Annotated in this window: 10 protein-coding genes and 1 pseudogene; 4 read left to right on the top strand and 7 right to left on the bottom strand. The window is 58.1% G+C overall.

Going from position 1 to position 14,645, the window contains the following annotated elements; translation table 11 throughout:
- Positions 1-259: 259 nt before the first annotated feature.
- Both V6582_RS06610 and V6582_RS06615 read right to left on the bottom strand, forming a co-directional pair.
- Positions 260-2,200, bottom strand: a pseudogene (locus V6582_RS06610) (methyl-accepting chemotaxis protein).
- Between the two features lie 1,037 nt (positions 2,201-3,237).
- A complete protein-coding gene (locus V6582_RS06615) occupies positions 3,238-5,094 on the bottom strand; it encodes a methyl-accepting chemotaxis protein (protein WP_234889766.1) in 1,857 nt (618 codons plus the stop codon).
- A 393-nt stretch (positions 5,095-5,487) separates the two neighbouring features.
- Between V6582_RS06615 and V6582_RS06620 the strand changes: the two genes are divergently transcribed.
- The gene (locus tag V6582_RS06620) at positions 5,488-6,294 is read left to right on the top strand and encodes a TlyA family RNA methyltransferase (protein ID WP_156632912.1); all 807 of its coding nucleotides are present in this window, start codon (positions 5,488-5,490) and stop codon (positions 6,292-6,294) included.
- Positions 6,291-7,547: a class I SAM-dependent RNA methyltransferase gene (locus V6582_RS06625; RefSeq protein WP_156632913.1), complete on the top strand. Its 1,257-nt coding sequence runs from the start codon at positions 6,291-6,293 to the stop codon at positions 7,545-7,547. The genes V6582_RS06620 and V6582_RS06625 overlap by 4 nt, the downstream gene beginning before the upstream one ends.
- A gap of 158 nt (positions 7,548-7,705) precedes the next feature.
- Here the strand turns inward: V6582_RS06625 and V6582_RS06630 are convergent, their stop codons facing one another.
- From V6582_RS06630 to V6582_RS06640, 3 genes are all read right to left on the bottom strand, one after another.
- Positions 7,706-8,041 carry a hypothetical protein gene (locus V6582_RS06630; protein ID WP_156632914.1) on the bottom strand — a complete coding sequence of 112 codons (336 nt, stop codon included), beginning with the start codon at positions 8,039-8,041 and terminating at the stop codon, positions 7,706-7,708.
- A gap of 86 nt (positions 8,042-8,127) precedes the next feature.
- On the bottom strand, positions 8,128-8,886 hold the full coding sequence (locus tag V6582_RS06635; protein ID WP_156632915.1) for a crotonase/enoyl-CoA hydratase family protein: 759 nt from the start codon (positions 8,884-8,886) through the stop codon (positions 8,128-8,130).
- Positions 8,887-8,889: 3 nt separating this feature from the next.
- The gene (locus tag V6582_RS06640) at positions 8,890-10,665 is read right to left on the bottom strand and encodes an acyl-CoA dehydrogenase (protein WP_156632916.1); all 1,776 of its coding nucleotides are present in this window, start codon (positions 10,663-10,665) and stop codon (positions 8,890-8,892) included.
- 232 nt (positions 10,666-10,897) lie between these two features.
- Here V6582_RS06640 and V6582_RS06645 point away from each other — a divergent pair, with 232 nt between their 5' ends.
- Positions 10,898-11,893 (top strand): transporter, encoded by a 996-nt coding sequence (locus V6582_RS06645; protein WP_156632917.1) that lies wholly within the window; start codon positions 10,898-10,900, stop codon positions 11,891-11,893.
- Between the two features lie 57 nt (positions 11,894-11,950).
- Here V6582_RS06645 and V6582_RS06650 read toward each other — a convergent pair whose 3' ends face one another.
- Complete coding sequence (locus tag V6582_RS06650) at positions 11,951-12,409, bottom strand: BA14K family protein (RefSeq protein ID WP_156632918.1); 459 nt, start codon at positions 12,407-12,409, stop codon at positions 11,951-11,953.
- 324 nt (positions 12,410-12,733) lie between these two features.
- Between V6582_RS06650 and V6582_RS06655 the strand changes: the two genes are divergently transcribed.
- Positions 12,734-13,339 carry a DUF6656 family protein gene (locus V6582_RS06655; protein WP_156632919.1) on the top strand — a complete coding sequence of 202 codons (606 nt, stop codon included), beginning with the start codon at positions 12,734-12,736 and terminating at the stop codon, positions 13,337-13,339.
- Positions 13,340-13,562: 223 nt separating this feature from the next.
- On the opposite strand, the gene V6582_RS06660 is transcribed toward V6582_RS06655, so the two are convergent.
- The gene (locus V6582_RS06660) at positions 13,563-14,645 is read right to left on the bottom strand and encodes a 2Fe-2S iron-sulfur cluster-binding protein (RefSeq protein ID WP_156632920.1); all 1,083 of its coding nucleotides are present in this window, start codon (positions 14,643-14,645) and stop codon (positions 13,563-13,565) included.

Here is a 14,645-nt window from a genome sequence, read left to right on the forward strand (position 1 = left end):
TAGAGTCTGTCAGGTTCAGATTGAACCAGACAGACTCTAGGCTTTCTTGTTTTCGTTTGTCTTTTCGGGAAAACCGGGTTCCACTTTTCCCTGACAAACTCTAGAGCATCGTGCTGATTCCAATTTTCTGCACGATGCTCTAGCATCGGCGGCCCTTTAGCGGACGATAATCCGGACAGCCTTAAACACCAAAACGCCGCTGGCCAGAAAGCCAGCGGCGTTTTTTTGCATACACCACCAAGTATGGTGGATATTTCGATCAGAATTCCGACCATTCCTGTTTCACGGCGGCGGACGATGCACCTCCGCCGAAGGCCTTGCCGATCTTGGAGGCAAGAGCACGGGCGGGAGAAGCAACCGGACGCTGCGATGGGCTGGCAACTGCCGGATGTCCGGCAAATGACCTCCGACCCGCAAGCTGGAACTGGCTGACAAGCGTCTTCAGACGGTTGGCTTCGGTGGCAAGAGCGGCAGCGGCGGCGGTCGATTGCTCGACCATGGCGGCATTCTGCTGCGTCGTCTGGTCCATCTGGTTGACCGCCGAATTGACTTCGGCAAGACCGGTGGACTGTTCCCTTGCCGATGTGGCGATTGCCTCCATCAACTGGTTGATCTAAACCACGTGATCACCGATCGACTTCAGGGCAACACCGGTTTCACGCACCAGCTTGACGCCGCTATCGACTTCCGCAGAGGAGTTCTGGATCAGGCCTTTGATTTCCTTGGCAGCCTGGGCAGACCGTTGCGCCAGCTCACGCACTTCCTGGGCAACCACCGCAAAACCCTTACCGGCTTCACCGGCACGCGCTGCTTCGACACCGGCATTGAGCGCCAGAAGGTTGGTCTGGAAGGCAATTTCATCGATCACGCCGATGATGTTGGAAATCTGCTGCGAGCTTTCCTCGATCCGCTTCATGGCGTTTTCGGCCTGATTGACGACTTCTGACGAGCGCACTGCGTTCTGGTTGGCGGTAATCGCCACAGAGCGGGCTTCTTCTGTGCGCTGCGAGGAATTGGTCACATTGACGGTGATCTGGTCGAGCGCCGCCGCTGTTTCTTCCAGGGCTGCGGCCTGCTGCTCGGTCCGCTTGGACAGATCGTTGGTGCCATCGGCAATTTCGCGGGTGCCGTTTTCCATGCCTTCGACGGTCTGGAGGACGGAGCCGAGCGTCGTTCCAAGCTGCTCAAGCGAAGCATTGAAATCCTGGCGCAGCGATTCATATTCAGCTGCGAAAGCATCGTTGAGCTTGAAGGATACGTCGCCCTGCGCCAGACGCTTCAGGCCTTCGCCAAGGGTTTGCGTTGCAAATCGCAGATTGGCCGCTTCCTGCTCCGCGCGCTGTTGATGGGCAGCCTGGGTCTGTGCCGTTTGCTGGCGGTTGACCGTTGCCTGCTCTTCCAGTTCGCGATTGGCAATGGCGTTCTTGCGGAACACTTCAACCGCATCGGCCATATGACCGACTTCGTCGCGGCGGCCAATGCCGGGGATGTCAATTGCCGTCTCGCCGGTCGCCAGTGCACGCATCGAAGCCGTGATCCGGGTCAGCGGTGCAATCATGCCCTTGTTGAGGAGCAGAAGTGAGAGACCGATCAACACGACAAGCGTTGCGCTGCCCAGCAGGATATTGCGGCGGGCATCATAGGCGGCTTCCTCGGCAGCTTTCTGGCGCACGCTGAGAAGCGCGCTTTCCTCATCGGCAATCTCCTTGGCCTTGGCGCGAATGCCATCCATATAGGTCTTGCCCGCACCGGAAATTTCCAGCTGGCGGCCCTGCTCCCGGGTGGCCGGGTCCTTCATCAGGGAAAGCTCCTTTGACACGACCTTGGTCTGCCATTCCTGAACGAACGCATCGAGATCGGCGAGACGCTTCTGCTGGACCGGATTATCGGATGTCAGGCCGCGAACCTCCGCATAGGCCTCGGCGTAGCTCTTCAAGCCAGCCTTTTGCGGCTCAAGGAATTTTTCATCCGCTTCCGACAGAAGGTAAGCCCGAATACCAGTTTCCTGATTGACCATGGACGCAACGATGGCATCCATCTTCTGCAACACCACGTAGGTATGCACGGTCCAGCCGGACGACCGCTCCTGGTTAGAGAGAGAACCCCAGCTCACAACGTTTACGACAAGGCTAACCGCCAGCAATATCGCAAAGGTCAATCCGATTTTTGCGACGATGCGTATGTTATCAAGTATTGTCATTTCTCTGCTCTGAATAATGTGAACTCCCAAGAACAGATTCTACCAGGAGGTCAGCCGCTACTATTACGAAATACAACCAATGGACGCAGATCTCTTATTCACGATAGCGAATATACAATATGAGCCGAGACACGACATTTTAGTTGTGCTTCTATTCGATGGTTGCATCTATATTATATTCACATTAAAAATATCATAATAAATTAGAAATATTCGTCCTTTTTTGGGTTTATATTTTAAAATTTATTATAATTTCTTGGAATTGATCCAATAACTAAAATTATCATTTTATCTATATTTAAAAAATTCCCCTTAATGCGGAATATGATAAACTATATTTAAGATTATATTCATAAATATTGCCACAAACAACAAATTTACATAATACTTATATTAATAAAACCATTTTGTTTATTTCAATACTCCAAATAAAATTTTATAAAATCAGAAAATAAAAAAATCTATATGTTAAAATTGAATTTATATTTTTCATTAGCGCGCCAATACACTCAAAGGCGCGAAAAAAGATTCGCACGCGATGAATATTCCCGTAAAAATCAATGGGAAATCCTTGGGTATTTTCAGATGTTCGCGGATCAATATTTTCAAGATTATCAATTTTTGGAAACTACATAAAATCATACTGCTCAATTTCTTTGATCAAAGTTATTTTGTAAAATTATAAGGCAAACAGACAAGGGAATGACGAACTCTCGATAAACGATGCCATGGAGATGATGCAGCTCGCCTCCACCTCTCCCCAATCGGCACCTCTACCCAATCAGCAGATCGGTGATGAGCCGCGGATCAACGGCCACAGCGCATTGCTTGTGCAGGTAATCAGAATGCCAGGCGGGTGAACATGCGCATGCATCTCAACCTTAAAAACACCAATAGATTTCAAATATTCAAAATGCATAAATAGAGTGTGTCTTTACACGAAAATGCCAACCGCCATTGTTCATGGCAGTTGGCATTCATCACGATAACAGTGCCCTACAGCCGACAGGATGCAAGGGCGCTATGATGACCAGGTATCAGGACGCCATCGCACGGTGGTGAGTGGCGTGGGTGTGAGAACCATGTGCCAAAGAGGCGCTTCTGGCCGTTTCAGCACCGTTTTCCAACTTGAACTGTCGCAACAGATCCATCAGCGCATCGGCTTCCGAGGCGAGCGTATGGCTGGCTGCGGTCTGCTCTTCCACCATGGCGGCGTTTTGCTGTGTGCCCTTGTCCATGTCGGTAACGGCCGTGTTGATCTCCGAGAGGCCAGTCGATTGCTCCCGCGAAGCGGTGACGATGGCGGCAACGTTTTCGCTGATCTGCTGGACCGCCGTAACGATCTGTTCCAGTTCGCGGCCCGTCTCGCCGACCAGCGACACCCCTGCCCCAACCTGGGTGGAGGACGCACTGATCAGCACCTTGATTTCCTTGGCGGCATTGGCGGAGCGCTCGGCCAAGGCCCGCACTTCCTGGGCCACCACGGCAAATCCCTTGCCTGCATCGCCGGCGCGGGCCGCTTCCACACCGGCATTGAGCGCCAGGAGATTGGTCTGGAAGGCAATATCCTCGATGACGCCGATGATATTGCCTATTTCGCCGGAGGATTTCTCGATCTGGGTCATGGCGGCCACGGCGTTTCTCACCACTTGGCCGGAGCGCTCGGCACCGGTGCGGGTGGAGGCCACCAACTGGCCGACATCTTCGGCGCGGCGTGCGCTGTCTTTCACGGTGCGGGTTACCTGCTCGAGAGCGGCTGCGGTTTCTTCCACAGAGGCCGCCTGCTGTTCGGTCCGCTTGGCGAGATCGTCTGCCGAGGCGCGAATTTCCGCCGCCCCGGCGTTGATCGCCTGGGCATTGGCGCCCACCGTTTTCAATGCGGCCTGCAACTTGGCAAGGGATTCGTTGAAATTCACCCGCAACCCATCCAGCCGCTCGACAAAGGGCATGGTGAGGCGATGGGCGACATTGCCGTTGGCGAGCGCCGAAAGCCCTTCGGCCAATTGCACGACAACGAAGGAAATCTCGTCGGATTCCTGCTGCTTCTGGGCGTGGGCAGCCTGCTGCTCATCTTCGGAGCGGCGACGCATGGTGTCGGCTTCCTGGGTCAGACGCAGTTTTTCAATCGCCGCATCCTTGAAAACCAAAACGGCCTTTGCCATCCGGCCAACCTCATCGCCCCTGTTAATGGCGGGAACATCGACGCCGTGGTCGCCGGAGGCCAGCTTGCTCATCGCGACAGTCATACCGGTGATCGGGTTGACGATGGAGCGCGCCAGAAGCCAGATCAGCAGGACCGCCAAGCCACCGGCCAGCGCACAACCGGCCAGCAGCGCCAACTCAAGACGCGACTGCGCATCGCGCTGGATTTCCCGTTGCTCGTTGCCCATCGCCACAACTGCGGCCTTTGCCTTGGCGGAAGCATCGCGGAACGCATCCAGTTCGCCTTTCGACGCATAGAGACGGGTGATTTCCTCCACCGTCTTCCCGCTCTTGCGGGCTTCCAGTTGCGGCAAGACCAATTGCGTGTGAAATCTGTCGGCCGCCGTCTTGATATCGTCCAGCATGGATAGAACGGCCTGATGACCGGCAGCGGCAGTGCGGGCCTCGTCCATGGATTTCAGCATTTTATCGCGGCTGTCGAAAACGGCCTTATAGGTGCTGTCGGACCCCAGCAGCAGATAGCCTCGTTGATTGACGGCTTCTTCCAGCATCGCCTGGAGCGTCAAATCCAGCGCATAACCGACCTGTTCGATCTGGGCGTGTTCCTCAAGCGCCGCCTTGACCTGCCGGCCCTGGAGAAACACCACGGCAGAAGCAATGAAGCACCCCGCCATGATCGCGACGAAGGTCAGGTAGAGTTTTTTGCTGAGGGACAAATCCTGAAAAGACATGGGGGCCTGCTTCCTATTCTCACTGCATTTGGGCGGCGGCGATTGCCGCGCGCCATATGAAAGCCCGGTAACCAGACACGAAGCGTCTCAGTCCCTGAAGAGTGGCTTTCATTCGAGGCGAATATTGCCGCAGCCGGTCTAAAAAAGCGTTACACCTGTACCGTGAATAAGCACATCTACACATTTGATGATCAATTCTGGACAACAGGCCTCTATGGATTTGATGAGTGTCAAAAATACCTGTCCGAAAGTATAGATCCTGCGTCCTGCTCTTATCCGGTTGCCGCAGTTTTGCTCTGATGGAACCTAGAAATCGCAACCGTTGGCGGATGCGGCCCGGCCTCAAGGGCAAGAGGCTTGCAAGTCGCCCCGGAAACCGTCATTGACGGGGGCATGACCCAATCGCCAAACCTTCAATCGCCAAACCTTCAATCGTCGGAACCCCAACGTCTCGACCAGTTGCTGGTTGCTCTCAATCTTTTCGCCAGCCGCTCGCGCGCCCGCGACGCCGTGCAGCGTGGCGGCGTCAAGGTGAATGGCCGCATAGTGACAAAGCCGAGCCTGACCTTCTCCCCTGATGTGACGATCGAAATCGACGATCCGGCCCAGGACTATGTGTCGCGCGCCGCGCTGAAGCTGGTGGCTGGCCTCGATCACTTCAAGCTCGACCCCAAGGACCATGTCTGTCTCGACGTCGGTGCCTCCACCGGTGGCTTTACCGAAGTGCTGCTGCATCGCGGCGCGGCCCATGTGATTGCCATTGATGTCGGCCATGAACAGTTTCATCCCCGGCTGGAAAGCGATCCCCGCACCACCAATATCGAAGGGCTGAATGCCCGCTATCTGGAGCCGGAGGATATCGGCAATCAGGAGTTTACCTTCCTGGTCTCCGACGTCTCTTTCATTTCGCTGAAACTGGCCCTGGTGCCAGCGCTGGAAATGGCCGAGCCGGGCAGCCATTGCCTGCTGTTGGTCAAGCCCCAATTTGAGGCGGGCCGTGAGGCCATCAGCAAGGCAGGCCTCCTGAAGGAACCGGAAACCGCACCGCTGGTGGCCGCCGAGCTGGAACGCTGGTTGAGCGAAGACATGGGCTGGACAAGCCTTGGCCTGATCCCCTCGCCGATTGCCGGTGGCGATGGCAATGTGGAATTCCTGCTGGCAGGGCGAAAGCCTGAAGAACAGCCTGAGGATGCAGAATGAGCACCGAAACCCTGACGATCAACAGCCTCGGCGCCCAGGGCGATGGCATTGCCAATGGTGCGGACGGCCCGGTCTATGTGCCGTTTTCCCTGCCCGGCGAGCGGGTGGCTATCGCCCGTGTCAAGGACCAGGGCACGATCATGTCGATTGCTTCTGCCTCGCCGGAGCGGATCGAGCCGGTCTGTCGGCATTTCGGCCCTGACGGGGTCGGCGGAACCTGCGGCGGCTGTTCGCTCCAGCACATGGAAAAATCTGCCTATAATGAATTCAAGCGTTCGACACTGATCGCAGCGCTGAAATCCAAGGGCATCGAGACCGAGGTAAACCCTTTGGTCGAGGCCTTCCCAGGCGAACGGCGGCGGCTGGTGTTTACAGCCCGCAAGCGGGAAAAGGGCCTGTTGATCGGCTTCAACCAGGCCGCATCCCGCCATATCGTCGAATTGGAGGAATGTCCCGTCACATCCGCGGGCATTCTCGCCCGGCTGGATGACCTGCGCGCCATTGGAGCGGCGATTGCCACCGGATCGGATCATTTCCGCATGACGGTGACGGAAACCACCACCGGGCTGGACGTGTCGCTTGACGGCGTGCGGGGCGGCCTGCCGGACCGCGAACGTCGGGCGATTACCGAAGTCGTGTTGAAAATGCGCGGCGTGGCCCGCGTGTCCGTCAATGGCGAAATCGTCATCGAACCGCATAAGCCGATGCTGGATTTCGGCGGGGCGCTGGTCGCCATGCCGCCCGGCACATTTACCCAGGCAACCCGCCAGGCCGAAGACGCCATGACTGCCTTGGTCCTCGACCATGTCGGCAAGGCCAAGCGGGTGGCGGATCTGTTTTGCGGGATCGGCACATTTGCACTGAGACTGGCCCGCCAGGCCCAGGTTCTTGCGGTCGAATCCGACGAAAAGGCAGTGAAGGCCCTGGATTTGGCCGCCCGCAACACCAAGGGCCTGAAGCCGATCAAGGCCGAAAAGCGCGACCTGTTCCGCCGCCCGCTGATGGTTTCGGAACTGAAGGGGCTGGACGCCGTGGTCTTTGACCCACCACGGGCTGGTGCCGAGGAACAATGCGCGGAACTTGCCCGCTCGCAGGTGAAAACCATCGTCGCCGTCAGCTGCAATGCGCTGACACTGGCCCGCGACCTATCGATCCTGATGGCTGGCGGCTACCGCATCACCGCCGTCACGCCCATCGACCAGTTCCTCTGGTCGCCGCATGTCGAGGTGGTGGTGGCCCTGACGAAGGCCTGACAGTCTGTTCAAGAATTGCGGCTGGTCTGGCGAAAATGGTGATTTCGAGAACCGGAACGGAGCGTACTTAACGTACGTGAGTACCGGAAGCGCAGAAATTGCCATTTGCAGACGGCCGGCAGCGATTATTGGATAGACTGTGAGACGAAGGCCTGAGATCAATACTGCCGCAGCTTGCCGCTACCAACCGCATTGGCGCAGCGGCAGCTTTCCCCGACCCGGCCCGGACTGGCCGGGCAGGAATACCGCCCCGCACCCGCATCGCTGGCCGGTGGCTTGATAATGCAGACATAGCGCGGCGGACGGATATTGCCGCCCTGCTGTGGGCCGCCCTGCTGCGGAATGTTGCGGTTGATCGTATCCGGCTGCGCCTGGGCAAGCTGGACGAGAGGGGTTCCGTAAAGCCGGTCATCGGCAGAGGCTTGCGGAACGGCTGCGCTGGTCGCCATCAGCAACAGAATGGTCACTGCCGGGATCATCATTGCGAAACGCATTGTCTTTATCCTTCCCACATCCGTAGCGATGACCTTTTATATGAAGGTCATTGAAAATGCGTTGATGCGGGATTTTTTCCCGACAATCACTTGCGCGCCAGAAATGCCTCGAAAGCAGCCCGCGCCTCGGCGCTTTTCAGTTGCGCGGCAAAATGGGCCAGTTCTTCGTCCAGACGGGCGAGAATGAGGCTTCGGTCGCCGCGCAGCAGATCCCTGGCGATTTTCAGGGCCTGGGGCGGTTTTTTGGCAAGGCTTGCGGCAAGCGCCAGGGTTTCGCGCTCCACCGCATCCGGCTCGACCACTTTCCAGATCAAACCTGCCTCGCGCGCTTGCTCGGCTGAAAATCCTTCCCCCAGCGCCAGAAGCGCGAAGGCGCGCTGGTGGCCCATGGCAAGCGGTGCAAGCAGGCTGGAGGCCGCTTCCGGCACCAGCGCCAGATCGACGAACGGCGTCTTGAACAGGCTGCGGCTGGAGGCAATCGTCAGGTCGCAATGCATGTTGAGGGTCGTACCAATGCCGATCGCCAGACCATCGACACCGGAGACCAGCGGCTTTTCCGTCGCGACCAAGGCCCGCAGCACCAGGGCCGCAGCCGGAAGCTTACTTCCGTCAGACAGGGCATAGGCCAGGAAATCACCCATGTCATTGCCTGCGGTAAAACAACCTTCGGTGCCAAGGAAAGCGACAGCGCGCACCGCGTCATCGGCCTGCGCCTCATTCAGGGCGGCGGTGATGCGGTGATACATTGCCTCGGTAATGGCATTCTTCTTATCCGGCCGATTGAAGCGGATGACCAGCACGCCGGGATGGGTTTCAGGCCGCTCGACAAGGATATGCTCGCTCATGATTTAGGCCTCCAGCACGGTACGGGCAGCGGCAAGGCTTGGCCCTCCGCCGACCACGGCCTGTTTCAGGCCGAAGCTCTCAGCCAGCAGGTTTTCCGCTACGAACCGGCAAAGCGCCACGCGCTTGCTGTCTTCCGCCTCGGCTAAGGCCCCTTTAGCCAGATAGGCGCCGGTCAGGGTCAGGCCGAACAGGCGCAGATAGGGCGTCGCGCCCGCAAGGGTTTCGGCTTGCGCGCCTTCAGCAAGTTGAGCCAGCAGGTATTCTGTCGCATCCTCGAGATCGCGGATCGAGGCAAGCAGCCGGGTCGCCGTTTCGCCGAAGCCGGGCCGGTTGCTGGCGTCAACAGCCACGGCAAGGGCTTTCAACTCGTTCAGGAAGCCTCGCACATGCGCGCCCTCAGTCAGCGGCAGCTTGCGCACCACGAGATCGATCGCCTGGATACCGTTGGTACCCTCATAGATGGGCGCGATGCGGGCGTCGCGCAGCAGACGGGCAGCGCCCGTCTCTTCGATAAAGCCCATGCCGCCATGCACCTGAATGCCCATGGAAGCGACATCGACGCCGATATCGGTGGCAAAGCTCTTGGCAATCGGCGTCAAAAACGCAGCGCGCGCCTGCCAGTGGCGGGCCTCATCGCCTTCGCTATGATGGCTCATGTCGATGGCGTGGGCGCAGGAATAGCAGATGGCCCGCGCCCCTTGGGTCAGCGCCTTCATGGTCAAAAGCGTGCGTGCCACATCTGGATGCTCGATGATCGGGCTCATGCCCGCGCCGGTCCAGCCCGGTGCCTTGCCCTGGGTGCGCTCTCTCGCATAGGCGGTGGCAAGCTGGGTGGCGGCTTCGGCAATCGCCACGCCCTGCATGCCGACGGCCAGCCGCGCATTGTTCATCATCGTGAACATGCAGGCGAGGCCCTTGTTTTCCTCGCCGATCAGATAGCCGATGGCGCCTGGCTCCGAGCCGAACTTGCCATCGCCATAGATCATCGTGCAGGTCGGCGAGCCGTGAATGCCGAGCTTATGCTCCAGCGAATGGCAATGGAGATCGTTGCGGGCGCCCAGCGACCCGTCATCGCCCACCAGGAATTTCGGCACCAGAAACAGAGAAATGCCGCGCGTCCCCGCCGGTGCATCCGGCAGCCGGGCCAGAACCAGATGAATGATATTACCGGTCGCCTCGTGCTCGCCCCAGGTGATGTAGATTTTCTGGCCGAAAATCCGGTAGCTGCCGTCATCGCGGCGCTCAGCGCGGGTTTTCATCACCCCCAGATCCGAACCGGCATGTGGCTCGGTCAGATTCATGGTCGCCATCCACTCGCCGGAAACGATCCGGTGCAGGAATTTTTCCTTCAGCGCGTCACTGCCATGCGCCGTCAGCGATTCGGCCGCGCCCATGGTCAAGGTCGGCCCCAGTGCAAAGCCCATGGAGCCGGAATTCCACATTTCCAGCGCCGCGACATTAAGAAGATGCGGCAGGCCCTGGCCGCCATAGCGCTCCTCGGCCACCAGCCCGTTCCAACCACCTTCGGCCCAGCGGCGATAAAGATCGGCCCAACCATCCGGCAATTGTACCTTGCCATCCACCAGTTTCGCGCCCTGCCGGTCACCATTTGCGGCCAGCGGCGCGATCTCGTTGGCGGCAAACCGGCCAGCCTCTTCCAGAATGGCATCGGTCAAATCCTCGGAAAGATCGCCAAACCGGCCCTCTTCCAACGCCTGCGCCATGCCGGCAACCTGTTTCAGGGTAAAGGCAATTTCCTCCACGGGGGCCTTGTACATCGCATTCTCCTCCGCCAAATCCCGGCTTGCAGCGGGCCACTCCCGACCCGGACAGTTCCTGACACTCCAGCTAATTGATTTTTACGTAAACGTCAATAAATCGCAAGCGCATTCGGGTATTCCCGACAGTTGATCCAGGCGTCACAATCGGAGCATATAGGGTAGACCGCCACCAGTGCTGCCCGGCAGTGCCAGAAGTCTATGAGACGTGATGCGAGGAAGTTCGGTATCCATGCTGACAGCGACCACCCCTATTCCCGGTCTGGTTTGGGCCTATCATATCGACGCCCGCCACCAGCGTGCGACCCGCCTGCCGATGGATGCGACACTGACGGGCCTGATGCCGGAACAGGGGTTTCTCTGGCTGCACCTCAACCTTGCCGATGTGCGGGTACCAGGCTTTATCGAACAGTTTGCGGGCCTGAGCGAAGCGGCCCGCGCCGCCCTGATCAATCACGAGCATCACGCGGCGCTCTCAGTGGATGAGCAGTTGATCTTTGGCACACTGGTGGATTTCCAGCGCGAATTTGCCGCCGCCACCCGGGACATTGGCTGGCTGCACTTTGCGCTGTCCGACCGGTTCATCATCACCACAAGGCTGCAACCGATCCGCTCGGTGGATATTCTGCGGGGCGCCATCGAGAAGAATCCAGCGAAATTTTCCTCACCCATGCAGGTCTATGAAGTGCTGGTGGCGGAGTTTCAGCGCGGCATCATGGCGCTGGTGCTGGAGCTGATGGAAGAGATCAACCGCATTGAGGATGTCGTCTACGATGAGGACATGCGTGACGAACGCACCCAGCTTGCGCCGCTGCGCCGGGTCATCGTCCGGCTGCATCGCCATTTGCGCGGCATGCTCAGCATGATGCGGCGCGCCAATGCCGTGGATGAGGATGAAATGCCCGCTGGTTTTGAAGATGTGGCGAGCCGCCTGACCAACCGGCTGGAAGCCGCCGACCACGATGTCTACGCGCTGCATGAGCGCGCCCGGCTGCTGCATGAAGAGATCGACAGCAAGCTCTCTTCCGAGACCAACCGCCACCTCTACATCCTGTCGCTGATGACGGCCTTTTTGCTGCCGCCCTCGCTGGTCACAGGCTTTTTCGGAATGAACACCTCGCATCTACCCTTTACCAGCGGGCCGGAAGGATCGGCCTATGCGATTGCCTTCATCCTCGGGTCGATCTTCCTCGCCTGGTTTATCCTGAAACGCGCCAGAATTCTCTGAACACGCAAAACGCCCGGCGCAATCAGCACCGGGCGTTTTATCATTGAAGAATTTCGCTTAATAGTAAGGCGAATAGCACTGCTGGCGCACGCCGCTATAGGTCACGAACGTATTGCTGTAGGAATCGTAGCTGCGGTAGCGACCAGCGCACCAATCATAATGGCGTGGATTGACGCCATTGCTATAGGCAGGTGCCACAGGCGCCGGGCGTGGCTGCGAGGCGATGGCGCCACCAATCAGAGCACCGGCGGCAAAGGCTGCCAGCGGGTACCAGTGTCCGTCATGATGACGGCGATAGCCGGGGCGCGGACCATCGTAACCCCGGTAGCCACGGTAATAGCCGGGGCCTGGGCGGTAGCCATCGTCATAGCCGCGCCACTGAACCTGTTCCACCGGCACCGCAGATTGCGCCACTGGCTGCAAAGTGTTCAGAGGCATGGCATCTGCGGATATAAAAGATGTTGCCAGAACAGCCAATGCCGTACCGGCCACTGCAACGCGCTTGATGAAGGTCATGATCGTCGTCTCCATATGATCAATAGAGATAGGGAGGGTAAGCTCGCCTGTCCAGATCACGCCTCATCACAGTTGTTAGACGCATGATACGGAACGGCAATACTTGCCCTTATTGCCCCCACCCTAATCAGGTGCGGATGAACCGGCGATTAATACATCTGCCACTCGCCTGTCCGCGGCCAGACAAGCCTCGCGAAACGCAGCCGGCCTAAAGCTTGGGAAAGTTTCTTTTAACAAGCATCCGGTAATTTACGTGTATCGGTCATTCACTTGGACGACAGCCAATGCGGCAGCTCGTCATCCTTTGTGTGGAGAGTGCGTTCGATGTCCAAACTGAGATATTATGCCGCCCCCAAAACGACGGCTCTGGAAAACAAGCGGCCCAAGGCCGCCCACAGCGAATTTCTGCGGACCGGCAAGATCATCCGCGACGAGGACGACTGGCTGGCCGACGAAAAGCGCTATCTGACCCACGAGGAAGTGGCCGAGCGCACGGCCAAGCGTCTGGAAGCGGCGGCAGAGACCACCCATCAGCGCATCAACGGCTTTCACAAATCCATCCGCTTTCCCAAACTGCTGTTTCACCAGACCCTTCAGGATATTCCGCATCTGGGTTACTGTCATGTCACGGCCTCGCGGTCGAATTTCGCCCAATATGCCGATGTGAAATGGGCTTTCTACTTCGCCAATTTCAATGCCGAGGTCGGCGGCGAGGACAGTTTCTTCCAGAAGATCACCCCGCAATATGGCCGGATGTATTTTGCCGTGGCGCTGAAACCCGACAAGGCCAAACGCGAAATGACCGTGGATCGCTCGATCCGCGAAGACGGCCTGCTGTTTCGCACCAGCGATCCGAAAGTGGCGCTGAAAAACGTGCTGCTCTTGGGCGCGCGCACCTCGGCACTGCGCAAGATCATCGCCAGCATGTGACAGTCTATCCAATAATCGCCGCTGGCCGTCTGCAAATGGCAATTTCTGCGCTTGAATGATGCAATCGCATTTCCAAACGAAAAACCGCTTCGCACTTTTTCTGAAATGCTTGTACTCACGTACATTCAGTACGCTCCGTTCCGGTTCTCGAAATCACCATTTTCGCCAGGCCAGCAGCAATTCTTGAACAGACTGTAAGACAAGCCAGGTCTGATCCTTCGGATCAGACCTCGATTTCGACATCGCCTGTCGGACGGGAGCAGCAGGCGAGGATATAGCCTTCCTCGATTTCGTCATCGAGAATGCCGCCATTGTGGTTCATTTCCACGTCGCCCGACAACTTCATCACCCGGCAGGTGCCACAGAGACCGGATTCGCAGGCAGCGCCGATGCGCACGCCGATGGAGCGAGCGGCTTGCAGCACGGTAAATCCCGGCTCACACAGCGCTTCCTTGCCAGCCAGCGTGAAGGCGACCTTATGCGGCTTCACCTCACCCGTGGGATCGGCCACCACGACCATCGGCTCGGCGGCGACCGGCTGGAAGGTTTCCTCGTGGTAACGGCTCATGTCGAACCCGGCACCGGCCAGCGATTCCCTGACCGTCGCCATAAACGGCTCAGGCCCGCAGCAAAACACCGTGCGATCCAGAAAATCCGGTGCCAACAGGCCGATTTTCGCCTTGTCGATAAAGCCGCGCAGGCCCGACCAGAGCTGCGAGCGCTGCAATTGCTCAACGATGAAACCAAGCTGGAAGAAGGGCAGATAACGGGCCTTATATTCCAGTTCCCAGCGGAAAATGATGTCATCAGGCGAGCGGGCGCAGTGGATGAAGGCAATGTCGCTATCGGGCTGGCGGTCGGCCATGTCACGGGTCATCGACATCATCGGGGTAATGCCGGAGCCCGCCGAGATGAACAGATATTTCTCGCCTGGATGCTTCACATAGGAAAAATCGCCGAGCGGTCCAAACGCCTTGATCTTCATGCCCGGCTTGAGGTTTTCAAACATCCAGCGGGTGCCGATACTGTCCTTCTGCGCCTTGACCGTGACAGCCACCGTATAGGGCCGCGACGGGCTGGAGGACAGCGTGTAGGTACGCATCACAGGCTCCGGTCCAACCGGCAGTTCCAGGGTCACGAACTGGCCGGGCAGATAGCGGAACCAATGGCCCGGCCGGTCCGGCTTGAACGTGAAGGTCATCACGTCAGGCGCTTCCGGCGTCCAGGCCACGCATTCCAGCAAATGCTCCCGGTCCGACCAGGGCCGCATCTCATCGACATGCCGATAGATCTTATCCACCGCCAT

The organism is Agrobacterium vitis, from assembly GCF_037039395.1.
In the GTDB taxonomy this organism is placed as follows: domain Bacteria; phylum Pseudomonadota; class Alphaproteobacteria; order Rhizobiales; family Rhizobiaceae; genus Allorhizobium; species Allorhizobium vitis_E.

What these genes read in the sequence shown, in the direction of transcription:
- V6582_RS06650 (WP_156632918.1), bottom strand. Translation starts at nt 12,409, where the DNA reads ATGACCTTCATCAAGCGCGTTGCAGTGGCCGGTACGGCATTGGCTGTT.
- V6582_RS06630 (WP_156632914.1), bottom strand. Translation starts at nt 8,041, where the DNA reads ATGCGTTTCGCAATGATGATCCCGGCAGTGACCATTCTGTTGCTGATG.
- V6582_RS06615 (WP_234889766.1), bottom strand. Translation starts at nt 5,094, where the DNA reads ATGTCTTTTCAGGATTTGTCCCTCAGCAAAAAACTCTACCTGACCTTC.
- V6582_RS06660 (WP_156632920.1), bottom strand. Translation starts at nt 14,645, where the DNA reads ATGGCGGTGGATAAGATCTATCGGCATGTCGATGAGATGCGGCCCTGG.
- V6582_RS06640 (WP_156632916.1), bottom strand. Translation starts at nt 10,665, where the DNA reads ATGTACAAGGCCCCCGTGGAGGAAATTGCCTTTACCCTGAAACAGGTT.
- V6582_RS06655 (WP_156632919.1), top strand. Translation starts at nt 12,734, where the DNA reads ATGTCCAAACTGAGATATTATGCCGCCCCCAAAACGACGGCTCTGGAA.
- V6582_RS06625 (WP_156632913.1), top strand. Translation starts at nt 6,291, where the DNA reads ATGAGCACCGAAACCCTGACGATCAACAGCCTCGGCGCCCAGGGCGAT.
- V6582_RS06645 (WP_156632917.1), top strand. Translation starts at nt 10,898, where the DNA reads ATGCTGACAGCGACCACCCCTATTCCCGGTCTGGTTTGGGCCTATCAT.
- V6582_RS06635 (WP_156632915.1), bottom strand. Translation starts at nt 8,886, where the DNA reads ATGAGCGAGCATATCCTTGTCGAGCGGCCTGAAACCCATCCCGGCGTG.
- V6582_RS06620 (WP_156632912.1), top strand. Translation starts at nt 5,488, where the DNA reads ATGACCCAATCGCCAAACCTTCAATCGCCAAACCTTCAATCGTCGGAA.